This window comes from Rosistilla ulvae, from assembly GCF_007741475.1.
Lineage (GTDB): Bacteria > Planctomycetota > Planctomycetia > Pirellulales > Pirellulaceae > Rosistilla > Rosistilla ulvae.
The window spans coordinates 7,415,116-7,429,976 of sequence record NZ_CP036261.1; the positions used below are offsets into that span (position 1 = coordinate 7,415,116).

Below are 14,861 nucleotides of genomic sequence, written 5' to 3' on the forward strand. Positions count from 1 at the left end.
TGATGGAAAATGCTTCGTCGGAACGCGAATTGACCCGCCGGATCGCAAGGCAGTTCAAATCCTTCTCCTGGGACGGTATCAGGATGGATCAGCATCGATTGCCGTACGGCGGGCTTCAGCCGCATCGAATGGTTCCGTATTCAAGCCGAAGTCGATGGACGGCGGTCTGAATGCTTGGTTGGGTTTCGAATCAATGCAGATCGCCTCTGCCGCCTTTCCCACGAGCCTCCCGTTCACAAGTGGCGAAAGCAAAAGGGCTCGTGGGATTCAAACATGTGATCGCGAATGTCGCAATCATTCGTGCCTACTTCGATCTACTGTCAGGCATCGAATCGTCTCTAGTTTTGAGTAACCTGGTCGCCAATCGATACATCCAGAGCAACAGCCCCGGGCGTAGCCGGACTTGCAACCGCCGTCGTGGTCGCAAGCAGTTTCTCTAACTGTCGGAGTTCCTTATTGCGACGTTTTTGCAACTTTCGGTTCGGTAAGATAGCCAGCACCGAAAGGGCGACGATGATGCTGGTAGTGAGTGTTAGGAACACCCACAGGAACAACGAGTATCCTCTTTTCTCGGCGTAGTTGGCTGCGACGATGCAGAAGATCACGAGCCAAAACCAATCGCGACCGCTTGCTGATGCATTCCCAGACGCGCTCTCATCCAGCATCGCATCGCTTGTGGCAGATGGCAACGCTGGGGGAGTGGGCTCAGCGGGTGGCATCGCTGCGACGTCGGGCGTGGCGCCGCTGGATTCTTCCGTGGGTGCCGGGTTTGCGATCGCTTCATTCATCATCGCGATGTTTGCGTTGACGGTGGTCAGTAGAGCGTGTTCGGGGGCCACTTCGAGCAAGATTTCGCGGGCGCGATTAAGAAACGTTAATGCTTTGGCTGGGCCAGAGACATTGGCGTGATACACCCCGAAGCGATTCCCAATATCTGCATCGCGAACATCATACGGAAGTTCCAACTCACGCCGCAATGAATAACACTTGTCCAACGCCTGCATCGACTCAAGTGATTGCCCCCGTTCGGTCTCCGCAATCCCCAGCGAATACAACAGCTCTTGCTTGAGAATCTGGTCAGGGAATCCTGATTTTTCGTTCGAATCTAAGCCAGCACGATAGCTTTCCACCGCGGCTGCGGGTTGTTCTGACGCTTGTTGGTACCGAGCAAGCAGCATCCACGATTTTGCAAGATCAGGATGGTTTTCACTTAGCATCTGCTGTTCGATAGCGATCCCCTCACGGATGGCTTCGGCGGCTTCTTGCGGTCGATCGCTAATCCCCAGCAAGGCAGCTTCGTGAAACTTGATCGAAGCCATCGGTGATGAAACTTCACCGAACGCAGCTGCATCCTTCTGCAATTCATCTAGTCGTTGCATCGCTTCGTCCAGTTTGTCCGCACGAGCTGCTTCGCCGTTTTCGGCGAGCTTTTCATTCCATTTGGAAATCGATGCGATGCGATCGATCCGCTGCTGCATCGCCTGGATAGCATCCGGCTTCTCAAGATGCTCCAACAGGACCAACTGATGCGTTAGGAGATTTTGGTAACCATTGGAATCCGGCCCCATCAGCTTCTCTGCTGCTTCGATCGCAAGCGTGTTCTCGATCAACGCCTCTTCGTATTTCTCTTCCGACTCCAACGTGATAGCCAACCGATATCGGCTGTTGATCACCTCTAGATGGATCGGCCCCAGTGCACTTTCAATCAAGCGTAGCGATTCCTGGCGATACGGAAGCGCAGCAGCCGGTCCACGATGAGTTTCCAGCTGAGTTGCCAACTTGTCAGTGCCCGCTGCGACCTCGGCAGACTCAGGTCCTGCAACGACCTTCTGAATCGCAAGGATCTGTTCAAGGTTTGCGATGACGTCATCGAATTGTTTCAATTCGCTATTCACTGTGACAAGCGAATTGAGCGTCGGAATCAGCCGAGCGTCATTCGCCCCGATGTCCTCTATTCGCAATGCGAGTTGCGTTTTCAAAGCTTCCAATGCGACTTCGAGCTTGTTCGATCGATAGGCCGCGATTCCCAGGTTTGTCAGCATCGTGTCTCGATTCGGCAGATACACGCTGGGATCGAGAGCCTCTTTGGCTGCTTCGAGCGCATCGAGGGCGGATTGGAAATGTGCCATCGCTTCGGCAGGTTGATCTTGATCGATATCGATCAGCCCCAGCATGTTATTGGCATCTGCAATGAGCTTGCCCGATTCGGCCAATTGCTCGGCAGCGTTGAGTGCTTGCAGGGCGTTAGTTTCCGCTTCCTCGAAGCGTTTTTCGATTCGTGCTCGATCAGCCAAGATAAGGATCTCGTTGGCTGCCTCACGCTCATCGGCATGGCAGGTTTGGCAAAGAGTTCCCGTGACGACCTGGCTTAACACCGTCAAAAGGATCGCGAAAATTGGTTGTCGGATCATGATGTGGTCGCTCCAGTTGAATCGGTTTGTGCAAAAGCAGTCGCTGCCGTTTGATATTCTGTCAAACGGTTAGAAAACATTTCCATGTTTTCGCTAGACGTAGGGGCGACGCGGCAGGCGAATTGAGATTGTTTTCCCGAGGGAAGCGAATACGTCACATAGTGTGTGGCGCGTCCAAACATCAGGATGATCAACGGGACGATAACAAAGCCGAGGATCCCTAACACGATTTGAAGGACTGGATTTGATTGCTCCATGCCAGCGAAAAGCAATCCGGCAACTCCTAGGAACCAAAGCAACAAGAACAGGATTTTCAGAAGTCCAAGCGACACCCAACGTCCCGTTGTTCGGTACTTTGTGATCCGCGCATAGGGCACCGTTCGCGTTGTTCGTTCGGTCAAAAGCGCCGTGTAGAATTGAGAGATGAATGGAATCCTAAACTTGGGCAGGTCGCCACACACCACGATCGCGGTTTCTTGGAAGTTGACATCACCCTTTCCGGTAAAGTCCAGGCGCTTACCAAATATCGAATTCCATAACGACATGCGTGGTATTTGAAATTTAACGTTGAATTTCATGATTGCACTCCCAGTTGGTTAGCCGACTGATCGCGCAGTTCGCGAAACTCGAAACAGTAACCCGCGACGGCGAGGAACGAATCACAGACTCCGATGGCTTCCTGGTACAGCCGTAGTTCGAAATAGCTGTGTGCCAACAACATGCCAGCTTCCATGTTGTAAGGGTCATCATCGAGCATCAACTTGGCCTCAACCGCCGCTTGTTTTACTTTGTCATTCGCCAGAAGTGTCTCTGCGTACTTTTGCCGAACACCGAGGTCTTCGCTTCGTTCTTGCGCCATCGTTTCCAGAATTTTGAGCTGCATGCTCGAATCGCCTGCGTTTTCAGTAATCGACCGCCGCAGGTCACGCCCGCGTTGCAAATATCGGATTCGTGAAAAGAGGTAGCAGGTCAGTGGGACAAAAATGAGCGAGAAAATAGCCGATCCCAGCACTCCGATGCGAAGTGTGCCGGCGTCGACTTGAATCCCTCCTCCTTGCAGTCCAGCAAGCATTGCTGGCAAAACAGCTTCACTTGCGAGATACCCCAGAACGAGCGTCAATAGGCCAAGCACCGTATAGATCAGCGACCGTCCCCACTGTTGTTTGAAAAACGCCGCTCGCTGTCCTGTATAGAACAACCACAGCCCCAGCAGAACGATCACCGTCGATGGTATCATCAGCGGGCCCGCCCAAAAGATCGCACTGATCACGCAACCAATGGTGGCCAAACGAATCGCGCGGTTTGTCTGATCGTCGATGGTCAGTTTGTGGTCAATCCCCTGATTCAGTTCGCCGGTCGAAGATGTCGATTCATCTCCCAGCAGCTTCAAAAGCTCGGCCGGAGATCCAGTTCGAGTGGACAATTGCTTTTCCAACAGCCCGTAGATAATTGTGGCTAGCTGATCATCGTTCGAATTTCCCAGTATCTCTTCGAGCGGGACCGGAGTCTTGTAAAAGACTTCCGACGCCAATTCTTTGACGGTTTCGCCGACAAACGGCAAATCGCCAGTAAGCATTTGATAGGCCACCACCCCCAATGCCCAGAGGTCCGATTGGGTCGTCGCGCGTCCACGCAACTGCTCCGGAGCCATGAACTGATAGGTGCCGCCGGTGTTTCGTGAAACTTGAATTCCGTCGGCGACGCGGCTGATCCCAAAGTCGGTCAACACAAAACGTGGGACATCGCGTGGTTGCCCGTCATCGGAGGTGATAACCAGGATGTTCGCAGGCTTGATGTCGCGGTGCAGGATTCCTGCCGCATGGGCATGTTGAAGTGCCGACGCCATTTGGCGTAGAAACTCGCGAACCTCAGCGGCACTGAACGTCCCGTGCTGCTCGGCGTATTCTTTTAAATCTCGCCCATCCAAGTACTCCAGTGCGACAATCAATCGATCGTTGTCGATGAAAAAATCTAACAGTCCGACGATTCCCGGATGCCGAAGCTTGGACAGAATCTCCGGCTCCATCAGCAAACGATCCAAGTTGCCGCGGTTTTCAACCACTTTTAATGCAACCTTGGTTTCGGGAGCGTCGACGTGATGGGCGAGGTAGACCGTTCCGTGAGCCCCTTTGCCAATTTCTTGCCGAAGCATATATGGCCCAATCTTCCGTTCGGGCGGGGGCGCACCGCGGTTATCCAAATCAGGTTTGTCGGGCATCGTTGCAGTAGTCATGTTCACCTTGTCAAAGTTGTTCAAGTCATTGATTTCAAGTTTGGTTTGTCGAGGGCTCGTTATTCAATGGTGACCAGATCACCAACCGAAGCGTCCACGACAATTCCTGGATTGTTGTAAGGCGTCATCTCAACTTCGGTTTGCACGGCAGAGGCTCCGATAAATTCTTCGCGGCGAATCAGTACTTCCAGGGTTAAGACGCCGCCGATCATCAGTCGGTCGCCGGTTGCCAATAGTGAGGCCTGATCGTTGGAGAGTCGGCGACCGTTGAGATGGGTGCCCGCTGCACTTCGGTCGATTGCGAAGTAGTCATTTCCAATTCGGTGGATTTCGAGATGTTGCCGACTAAGCTTGCGAGTTTTCGCTTCGGAACCGGGGACCCGGATCACAAAGTCGTTTCCTTCTTCGGGCCCTTGGCCCGGCTTGCGACGCTGACGACCGACCCGAACGATTTTTGCACTCCGCGGGGCATGGTATGCGTATGGGGATCCGGCAACCTGCAGATACAGTTGACTGAAGAGTCGATTGGCCGAAGTTTGCGATTCGCTGGAGGATGCATCGGACGGGCTTTGCTGTTCCGCCAACAGCGCGACCGCGTCGGGAAAGCCAGGAGCGACGCGAAGGACTTCGTTCGCCAGATGCTTCCCGGTCTCGATGTCCCCACCGGCAGTTGCCTGTTCGGCACGCGCCATGTGCGTCTGAACCTGAAACAACCATTGCGCCCGTTTTGCTTGATAGCCTGAAAACGCAATTCGGCGTTGGTTGCGATACTGATGAATGTTCCAAACATCGACGCCGTAAGCGAAGGCCGAACAGAGCGAGAACAATAGCAAGATCGGACCATATAGATCCATGATGCCTAGCGATGCCACATACTCAAACGCGGGCAAACGACGCTGTGTTCGCATCTGGTACAGCACGGCCAAACGCAGTTGCGCCGAGTCGTTTGTTATCACGACACTCAAATGGTTGCCGCCACTCTCTTGAATTTGCGGATATGTCGCTTCTCGCCATTGCTGGATTCCAATCGCTTCTTCGGAAACGATTTCCAACGGCAAACGATTTGCCAAATCACTCGCCACCTGGATGTCGCCGGGGGAATCCGCAACCAGATAAACTTTGACGCGTTCGACGAGACCCGACGGTAGCGTGGTCCAGTGCGTTGAACTCGCTTCGCCGGAATTCGAGAACGCCTGCTCGCAATCGTCCGACCACGATTGCAACCGAGCCGTGCGGTCAATGCGAAACGCAAATCCCAGCAATCCGGTCACGGCGATCGTTGCAAGCATCAACGCCAGTCGGTGTTTGCGGATTGCGGGTGGCAGTTCATCTTGCTTCGGCGGCAATACGGTAGGGATGTCAAACGCTGGCAGCGGGCTAGCGCCGGGCCCGATCGCTGCAGCGCTTTGTGTCTGATCGCCTTCTTGGGTCGGCCCATAATTCGATTGCAAAACTCGGCGGCAACCCGAGCATCGCACCGCGTCTGCAGGGTTTGTCTCGCCGCAATGAGAACAGGTTTGCGGTTGGTCGGTGCCGTCTTGTTCCGGTTCAGCCGTAGGACCAATCTCAATTTTCAGCACTCTCCGGCATTGAACGCAGCGGACAGCGTCAGCTTTGTTTTCCGATTGGCAATGAGGGCAAATCGCTTCGCCGGCAGGTAGGGACGCAGACATCAACTGTGTACCTCAATCGATAATTCACCGAGGAGAAAATTCTGTTGTTCGCCTATCGATTGCCCCTCATCATTCGATTCGTCCAGATTCATCCGCCAGCGAATCTCCTGTTTCGAATCGACGATAAACCCAGAGTTCTCTGCTTCTTCCGGCAATGCGGATCGATCGCAATCGCGAAGAATTAAAGCCAGCGGCATCCGATCTTCGCTTGCGATACACCAACGGGATGTTTCCTCTGCTCCTTCGCCCGTGGCAAACCAAGCAAATTGCTGCTTCTCGGCGTTTGCGGTTTGAAACAACAATCGCACTTCGTTAGCCAGTTCCACATGCTCGCCCGAATTCAATTGCCGCTTCCCGGAAATGGGCTGGTCGTCGACGGTCGTACCGTGGCGAGAGTTCAAGTCTTCGAGTGCGATCGATTGGTTCTGTCGATCGATGGTCACGCGAGAGTGCTGGTTGCTGACGTTTCTTGAAGCTCCTGGAAGCGTAAAGGAACAATTCGGGTCTCGGCCAAAAACTGCTTCCGGTCCAAACGCACAATGGGCTTCCCAGTTAGCTCCCGCCACAAAGACAAGGCACTTCTTCGTTTCCTCTGCTGAAACAGGAACTGCCGGCGTCGTCGGATGAGTTGTCACATCAGCCGACGACGGGGTGAAGGGGAAGGGTTGGGCGGTGTTGATCGGCGGCTGTGTCGACGCGAAGGTGGTTGTTGGTTGCGATGTCATTCGACGCAGCAGCAAAGCCGTCGCCGCGAACACAAACATCGCGATACCGACCAAAAACCACCGATAGGAACGGCCGCTTGTCGATTGGCCCGCAGGGACGGTAGCAACTACTGGCTCAGGCATGGCGGATGTTGCAAGCTGCATCTCCGCAGCTCCGACTTCCAACCCAGTGGGGAAGAAATAGAAGTCCCCCTCGCCGTCAAGCCAGCCGCCTCGGGGATCTTGCCGAACGTTTTCCAATTGTCGAATGCGGCGAGGAATAAATGCAAAGAGCTCGCTGGCGGTGAACAGTCTTCGATCTTCTTCCGCACCGGGGCCATGTTTCAACGCATCCAATAGCACGCTGGTGAAGGGCGAATGATCGCTGGCACCTACAGAGTCCGCTGCGACTTGTGTCGCTTGCGCGGCTGCGATCGCTTGCAAAGCCGGGGCATGGAACAACGTTTCACGCAGTCCGCGGTTCACTCCCGCCGATCGAGAGCTGTGGAAATTGAACACCTCGCCCGAATGACAGCTGTCCAGAATCACCAGTTTATGTCTCGCCAAGCAGTAGTCCTGCAGCATTCGCATCATGTCATCGATACGCAAGCAGCTGACGGGATCGACACCTTTCCCTTCGATAACGTGCAGGTCCGATGGATACAGCATCCCGACGTATGCCTCTTCTTTCTGGCTGTACCGTTGCTGTCGCACGCCATGTCCGGCGTAAAAAACGAGCACGCTGTCGTCTTCATGCACGATCGAAGGATCACCCAAGAATTCGGAACCGAATTGGCTGCGGATCTTTTGCAGCGTGGCATCCTGGCCGAGCAGCAAATGCACGTTGTCGTCAGCGAATCCGTAGTGATCGACCAACATGTCGCGAACAGCCTGGGCATCCTGTTCCGCCGTCTCCAGACGCGGCACTTCGATCTGCGAGTCGGGATCGAGCGAGTCGTAGTTGATGCCAACGATAACCGCATGCTGTTGCCGATAACGGAGCGGTTTGACACCACCGCGCCGTGAGTCGGCGTTACAAGGCAGTCCGCCCAGCAACGCCAACAGGATGACGTTGCAGATACACGACCTGATGAGAGCGACGCTGCGGTGTTCTATCTGCCTCATCTCGATACCTTGCTTTCTGTTGGGCAAGTAACACTTGACGGAGTCCGAGTATGCACCAAGCAGAATTTTCTGTCGCAAGATCCAGTCCTTTCTCTTCAGCCCCGATCGATACATGTTGGCGTCACCAGATTTCAGACCTTGGCTTCGATCGCTTGCCCAGCCGCCAACGGCCGAGAAATCATTGCGTTTTAGGGTGCGCAACCAACTTGAAAAATGTCTCGCTAGTCGCTTGAGCCGATTCATCGCCAATCTCCACTGAGTGAAAACGCTGCCCAGAATTGGGGCGATAGGCGGTTGGGTTGCGTTTTGTTTTTTGTTGGGCGGACGCGGCGGTCACCGCGAAATGCCTCGTTGCCCAGCACTTCTTCGGGATGATTGAGTAGATGCAACTGAGCCTCACGCAGCGCGTCGAGTTTGCTCATCTTCTTTTCCCACAGATTGCGATAGAAGCGTTCCATCAGCAACTTGGTCGCCACGTCGCCAACCTGCCACAAACTGGCAACCGTCGATCGCGCACCGGCAACTTGAAACGATCGCTGCACGCCCAACAAACCCTCGCCGCCCGCAACTTCGCCCAGTCCGGTTTCGCATGCGGAAAGGACGACGAGGTCGACGTGATCCAAACGCAGCGCAGCGATCTCATCCGCGGTGAGGATGCCGTCGTCTTGGTCCAGTTCCGGTTTTCGATTCGCACCACTGAAGGCCAATCCCGACAACAATCCAGGGTTGAAGCCACGAAGTATCTGATCTCGCTCCGACGCAACTGATTGCGCGCCCGTGCGTTTTGCGTCGCTCGCCAACGCAGATTGTTTATCCGCAGCGGCGAAGAATCCGTGAGTCGCCAGATGCAACGTGCGATACTGTGATGCCGCCTCGCGAAACGCTTGCTCGGTCGCTTCGTCTTGACCAAGCGACATCACATCTGCGGAACTCGCATCTGCCTGTTGGCTGAACACCGATTGGATCGTCGCGATTTCGCCGACCGTTCCCGGCAGGTTGGAGAAATATGTATCGGATCCGCGAACCATTGCTGTGCTCAAGGAATTCGATGCGATTTTTTCTGCCTGGTTCGAATCGGCGTCGTAGTTCACGTCGCCCATCACAAACAGGCTGTTTGCCGCTGGCTCAGGAGGTTGGCCAGCGACCAACGAGGGCAACAGTTGGGGGACGGGAATGAACGCAAGGCGATGATCTTCGACCAGATACGTGTTCGGTTTCTTCCCCGGCAGTGCCTGCAATGGAAGTCGCCCTAAAACACCATCGACCGAAACCAATACAAGTTCGGTCTCCTCGAGGTGCTTTTCCAGCGGTTGCCAGATCGCTTTGCGTAGGCTCTGTCCCGCCGCAATTCCGTCGCGGGAAGTTCCAAACGATTGTCGCCAAGTGTCGATCGCTTTGACGACGGGAGCGGTGGGGCCGAGGTCGAATAATGCGATCGGTTGATCCTTCCGGATGACAAATGCCACTAAACTGCGAACCCAACGATGGTCTTTGTTCGTGACTTCATCGGGGTTGGGGCGGGAGTATTCAACGAAGTCGACAAGCGTTGCGTCGGGCGGAAATGCGGTGAGCAAATCCTCCAGCGTCACGGGATCTTGGGCATTGCGGAACGTTGCGTTTTGCCGGCTCAATTCCGCCTCGAGCCGCTCTTTCTCCGCCGTCAGCTCTGTGATTTGCCGCTTCCACGAATCTTGATTTTCTGGTTCGGGGAAGATCCGCGACAACGAAGCCAAACGTGTGGCGGTTTGCTGAAGTTTTTTGAATAAGGGCGCCAGCTCCTTATCGTCGGCAACGGTTCGCATTTGCTGTTGCCGCACCGATGTTGCACCTTTCCAACGGAGGACCTCGCGAAATGCTCGCGTCTGATACTGTTCGGCATCAACGACCATCGCAAGATACGTGTCCAGTTGAACGCGGATATTAGCGGCCATCGCTAATTGCTGACGCTCCGACTGGATCATCGCGGCGGTATCCAATCCGGCACGGGCAGCGTGCAGGCTGTCTCGAAACAATCGCTCAGCCCGCGCGAAGTCTTTGCGGGCATAGAACAGTGTCGCAAGATCGCTTTGCAATCCGAAGGTTTGCGGATGTTGTTCCCCTGAGATGGTTGTGGAAGTCTCAATGGCTTGACGAAGCAACCGCTGACCGGTCTCAAAATCGCCGGTCCAGAAGGCAAGCTTGGCCAACTCGCGTATCACGTTAAGATATTCATGATTTTCGTCCCCAAATACTTCTAGGACCAAGTCGTGCGCATGTTGCAAATGAGTTTTCGCCTGCTCGTATTTACCGGCATCGAGACAGAGTCGCCCGAGGCTGACAAGTGCTTGAATATACTTTGGGTGCGATTCGCCAAAGTTCACTTTGAATACAGACAACGCATGTTGCAATGTGGCATCTGCCTTCTCCGTTTCGCCCATGGAAGCCAATGACAAGGCAAGGTTGGAAGCGCTGATTGCACTGTCGGGATGTTCATCGCCATGGATTTTTCGGACGATTGTATTGGATTGACGATACAAACCCACTGCTTTGGCCTCATCCCCCATAGATGAATAGAAGCTGGCAAGATTGTTGAGACTCCTGGCGTATTCGAGCGAACCTTCGCCCGAGCTCTGCTTGTGAACTTCGAGTGCCTTTTGGAAAAGCCGTCCAGCATCAACAAAATCGGCCTGAGCTAATCGCAGATCAGCCAGTCTGCCGAGACACGTTGCGTAGGTCGGATGCTGCACCCCAATACGACTTTCAAACAATTCGAGAGCTTGTCGCAGCAATGCTTCAGCTTGCTCAAAGTCGCCTTCAAGCGAGCACAGACTCGCCAAGTCGCTAAGGGTTAAAGCATACGCTGGGTGCGACTTTCCACCAGCTTGCTCTTGCAGATACAGCAATTCCTCGTACAGCTTGCGAGCTTTTTGGTGGGCGCCCATTGTTTGGTAGTGCGAGGCAAGATTGTTTGAACAATAGGTATAGCTGGAGGATTGTTTGCCCTGGCTTTGTACTATCAGGGCGAGCGATTCCTTGTAAACGAGCTCCGCCTTTTGGTAGTGTCCTTGGTCGCTGTAGACGGTGGCAAGATTATTCAACATGAGTTGGTATGCGGGGGCCATTTTTCCAACTGCCCGTTCCGCAATGTTCAGAGCTCTGTCGTAATGCGCTACAGCTTCATCGAACCTGCCCATCGATGCGTTGTTCTTTGCTAAATCATCTAAGGTTTGCAGTACTTTCAGATCTGCTTCGCCGAAAGACTGTTGGTAAACTTCCAACGCCTTCTCTAGACTTTTAATCGCATCCTGATAGTCGCCACGGCTTGTAGCGAGAGTGGCCCAAGCAACAAGACTGTCGGCATACTCGGGATGTTCATCACCAAACAACAGTTCGCGAATTCGAAGCGCTTCGCGGGCGAAGGGTTTGGCGGCTTGGAAATCGTGAATTGTGGAGTACGACAGCGATAACGATCCCATCGTTTCGGCAGTCTGCGGGTGCTCAAGCCCGAGTATCGAACGCTCGATCTCAAGTGCCTTTTTGCCGAAATCGATCGCTTTAAGATAGTCTCCTGCCTCTTCAAATTTCCGTTGTTTTTGACGCAATTCCTCGGCTTGCTTGAGGCTCTCGCGTTGTTTGGGTGTAAGTTCCCGATAGATTTGCACGTCCTTGAGATGCAATCGAGTTTCTGCGGTTCGCCAGTCATTTTTCCCGAGGGCTGGTTCGATGATTTGCAACGCTTCGGTGGCCGATGTCTCGGCACCAGCAAAATCCTCATTTTGTCGCTGAAGATCCGATAGCATTACCAACAGTTGAGCGGTGTCGACACTCGCCCCGCCAGCAACCCGTCGTTGCATGGTGAGCAACCGCTGCATCGTTTCAATCGCAGTGCCCAGTTCACCATTCTCATAGTGCTGCTGGGCCTGCTGCATCAATCCCTCCATCTTCTCTTGCGATGGAGCGCTTTCTACTTCACGCAGCTGCGCATATGCTGTTGCGTTCAGGCAAATCGACACGGCGACAGCAAAGACACAGGCGAAATGCCACAGCAAAAAATTCAAGCGGAACGGCAAGTTCATCGACATGGACGATCTCCAATTTCACACGAAGTGAACGGGGGCGATAAATGGTTGAGCTGCCTGGATCAATTGCTGCATCGCTGCTGCCGATTTTTCGTCGATCCCGATCACCGGTTGGGCGTATGCAGGAGTAAGCAGGAACGCGGTGAAGGCGAGTGTCAAACTTCCGATCAACCGCTGCGTAGATGGCATCATGTTGTGTCCGGTTTTCATTATTTTCGATTTCTATTTTCTGTTACCGCTTTGCGACGTCGTATTCCAATTTGCACGCGACAAGCGGTTTGTATGTTCTGAAGTTTGCAGCGGTCCGTTGCCGGGGTGATCCTATTCGGCCGGACCGATAGTGAACTGCTGAGGTTGCGGGACCACTTGCCATGGAACCGCGGTGGCTCCCCAAGAATCGTCGTATTGATTTCTGGGACGCCGTCGGCGACCGAAGCCGCCGCGCGTCTTGAATTCGGTTTGTTCCAGCAACAGCGTCTCCAGCGGTGAGGCGGAGTTTCGCGTTACGGGCAAGCCGCCTTGGGCCAATAGATGAAACCGATTGGGTGTGCGGGTAGCTAAGACGATCGCCCATCGCGAGCCGTAGATCGGTTTCTCATCCTCTTCGCCGTTGCAGACAAAGTAACCAGGAACTACCAGCGATTCGCCCGGTTTCAGTTTCTGTTCGCCTTCGGCCGCAGCTCCCGCTTCGGGTTGCCAGGGATGGATTTGGTCGATGCCCATGTTGCTGTCGACGTGCAACACCGTCACGTAGATCGGTTTCCCCGCTGTTTCCTTGTTGATGATGCGAAAACCGTACTCGTCGCCGTCGTGCATCACCAATTTTGCCGAGTGAGCGATGTCGGATGTTTCGGGTTCCCAGACGCTCGATCGGGTGATGTTGTAGTCGGCGTCAGCTTCTTCGACAGTCAATAGTTCCAACGCGACGTCAACCGGTGACTGTCCGCCTTGCGGAAGGCCCGATGTCGAAGTTTCCTGGCGACTGGCCAACGCGATCAAGTTTCTTGCTCGAGTGATCCGCCGCAAAGAGTCTTGCAGTTGCGCGACGGTTTCGCTGCCGCGTCGCAGGTCAAACGGCCCCCATCCGCCGATCAAGCTCTTCGGCACTTCGTCGTCGCGGTCCTTTGCCACAACGTCTGGAATGTGCGACACACCGGTTGCCGGGAAGATGGCTGCATAATCGCCATCGATCCTCAGCAGGTAATCGCAAGCTGATTCGCCGCCGACCCATTTCAGCCAAGGAGATTCCTGTCCTCGCACGGCGGACAGCAGCGACGTCCGCACAACCTCCGGAAGGTCAGCATCGTCGCTCGTCAGCGGGCGACTGTCCTGTGCCGCGTCGAGCGATCTGACGACGCGGATCTTCAGGATCGCGTCGCCATGTTCATGGTGCCGCTCGATCGCAAACGCTTTGCGAAAATCAGCGGGCAGACGCAGCGGCGTTTTCTGCTGGTCTTGCCACTGAAAGGCTCGACACGTCGCCGAACCACCTTCAGCCGTTTCGACCTCGAGCCAGCCGATCGAATCTCCGTTGCTGGAGGCGTTGGGCGTCGCATCCCACTGAGCCGAATCGGGGGATTCATACAATTCGAACAGCGATCCGGCCGTCACCCCGTGCAGCATCCCCGCCGTCATCAAGACTTGCTCGCGGTCGCCCGGTATCGCTTGGACGGGCCAGATGGAGGGACGGTCGAGCCCGACGCCATCGATGATCGTCTCCTTGAGCGAATTTGGGTCGCCGTATTCCAGCGTAGGCGTTGGGGCTTGAGCCACCGAACCGCTGCTGCGATAGCGAGCCACGATTGCTTCGCGCAGCAGGTCGTACGACAAATTGGAAACCGCCGATTCCTGATTCAGGACTTCGACCAGGAACCGGGTCAGCAGCCCATACGGTTTGTCGCCGTCGTGGTATTCCGGTTCGACCTCCATCGATCGGCAGGCCGAAAGGAAGACAGCCCCGGCGGGGAGCCGTTTCGCTTGAACTCGACGTTTCTTGGTTGTCGGTTCGGGACGCAAATCGCGTTGCAGTTTGCGGACCTTCGTCACCCCGCGGGCCCCCGTGCCGCTGTGGCAACAGTCCAACACCATCCACATTTTCGCTCGCCCATCGCGGCAGATGTTGTCGACAAATCGATAGATCTCGTCGTCGCGAATGTCTTGTTCGCCACCCTGTTGGACCGCATCGTAGGGAACCAACGTCTCGTCGAGTCCATCCTCTTCATCGCAATCTGGGTCGCCCGACGGTTGGTCGAGGACCTGGGAACCGTGGCCGCTGAAGTGAAAAACGACGACGGGCGTCTGGCCGCTGTCGACTTTGGAGACGCGTTCTTGCAGCCGCGCCATTTCTTTGCGAATCGCGGCGCCACTGGCTTCCGCGTCCAGCAGCGTGACGATGTCCGAATCGGCAAACCCGAATCGACTTTGCAACATCTGCTGCATCGCCCGCACGTCGTTTTCACAACCATCCAGCGTTTCGCGCAGATGTTCGTATTGGCCAACGCCAATAAGCAGGGCGAAGCGTGGGCGATCGCTGGGCTCGGCGATTGCCAGGGAGGCAAACGGCGATAGCAACAGAAAGATCAAGGGCAAAGCGAACTGCAGGTGACACCTATCGCAACGCATCGACACTCCCGCCGTTACCCCGCTGCGTCGGTCTC

Annotated in this window: 9 protein-coding genes; 1 reads left to right on the forward strand and 8 read right to left on the reverse strand. The window is 54.9% G+C overall.

Features of this window, described 5'->3' with window-relative positions; translation table 11 throughout:
• Positions 1-338: 338 nt before the first annotated feature.
• A complete protein-coding gene (locus EC9_RS26105; RefSeq protein WP_145348900.1) occupies positions 339-1,610 on the reverse strand; it encodes a hypothetical protein in 1,272 nt (423 codons plus the stop codon).
• 537 nt (positions 1,611-2,147) lie between these two features.
• Here EC9_RS26105 and EC9_RS26110 point away from each other — a divergent pair.
• On the forward strand, positions 2,148-2,372 hold the full coding sequence (locus EC9_RS26110) for a hypothetical protein (protein ID WP_145348901.1): 225 nt from the start codon (positions 2,148-2,150) through the stop codon (positions 2,370-2,372).
• A gap of 35 nt (positions 2,373-2,407) precedes the next feature.
• Here the strand turns inward: EC9_RS26110 and EC9_RS26115 are convergent, their stop codons facing one another.
• The 7 genes from EC9_RS26115 to EC9_RS26140 all read right to left on the reverse strand — a co-directional run bounded on the left by EC9_RS26115 (position 2,408) and on the right by EC9_RS26140 (position 14,793).
• A complete protein-coding gene (locus tag EC9_RS26115; protein WP_145348902.1) occupies positions 2,408-2,989 on the reverse strand; it encodes a hypothetical protein in 582 nt (193 codons plus the stop codon).
• Positions 2,986-4,563, reverse strand: a complete 1,578-nt coding sequence (locus EC9_RS26120) for a serine/threonine-protein kinase (RefSeq protein ID WP_218934462.1) — start codon at positions 4,561-4,563, stop codon at positions 2,986-2,988. Before EC9_RS26120 ends, EC9_RS26115 begins: the two co-directional genes overlap by 4 nt.
• A 140-nt stretch (positions 4,564-4,703) precedes the next feature.
• Positions 4,704-6,095 carry an FHA domain-containing protein gene (locus tag EC9_RS26125; protein ID WP_218934463.1) on the reverse strand — a complete coding sequence of 464 codons (1,392 nt, stop codon included), beginning with the start codon at positions 6,093-6,095 and terminating at the stop codon, positions 4,704-4,706.
• A 221-nt stretch (positions 6,096-6,316) separates the two neighbouring features.
• A complete protein-coding gene (locus EC9_RS26130; protein WP_218934464.1) occupies positions 6,317-8,146 on the reverse strand; it encodes a caspase family protein in 1,830 nt (609 codons plus the stop codon).
• A 239-nt stretch (positions 8,147-8,385) separates the two neighbouring features.
• Positions 8,386-12,207 (reverse strand): CHAT domain-containing tetratricopeptide repeat protein, encoded by a 3,822-nt coding sequence (locus EC9_RS26135; RefSeq protein ID WP_145348906.1) that lies wholly within the window; start codon positions 12,205-12,207, stop codon positions 8,386-8,388.
• A gap of 15 nt (positions 12,208-12,222) precedes the next feature.
• Positions 12,223-12,396, reverse strand: coding sequence for a hypothetical protein (locus EC9_RS26825; protein WP_218934465.1), 174 nt, complete (start codon positions 12,394-12,396; stop codon positions 12,223-12,225).
• A 129-nt stretch (positions 12,397-12,525) separates the two neighbouring features.
• Positions 12,526-14,793 (reverse strand): caspase family protein, encoded by a 2,268-nt coding sequence (locus EC9_RS26140; protein ID WP_218934466.1) that lies wholly within the window; start codon positions 14,791-14,793, stop codon positions 12,526-12,528.
• Between the last annotated feature and the right edge of the window lie 68 nt (positions 14,794-14,861).

What these genes read in the sequence shown, in the direction of transcription:
- EC9_RS26115 (WP_145348902.1), bottom strand. Translation starts at nt 2,989, where the DNA reads ATGAAATTCAACGTTAAATTTCAAATACCACGCATGTCGTTATGGAAT.
- EC9_RS26130 (WP_218934464.1), bottom strand. Translation starts at nt 8,146, where the DNA reads ATGAGGCAGATAGAACACCGCAGCGTCGCTCTCATCAGGTCGTGTATC.
- EC9_RS26120 (WP_218934462.1), bottom strand. Translation starts at nt 4,563, where the DNA reads ATGCTTCGGCAAGAAATTGGCAAAGGGGCTCACGGAACGGTCTACCTC.
- EC9_RS26135 (WP_145348906.1), bottom strand. Translation starts at nt 12,207, where the DNA reads ATGTCGATGAACTTGCCGTTCCGCTTGAATTTTTTGCTGTGGCATTTC.
- EC9_RS26825 (WP_218934465.1), bottom strand. Translation starts at nt 12,396, where the DNA reads ATGATGCCATCTACGCAGCGGTTGATCGGAAGTTTGACACTCGCCTTC.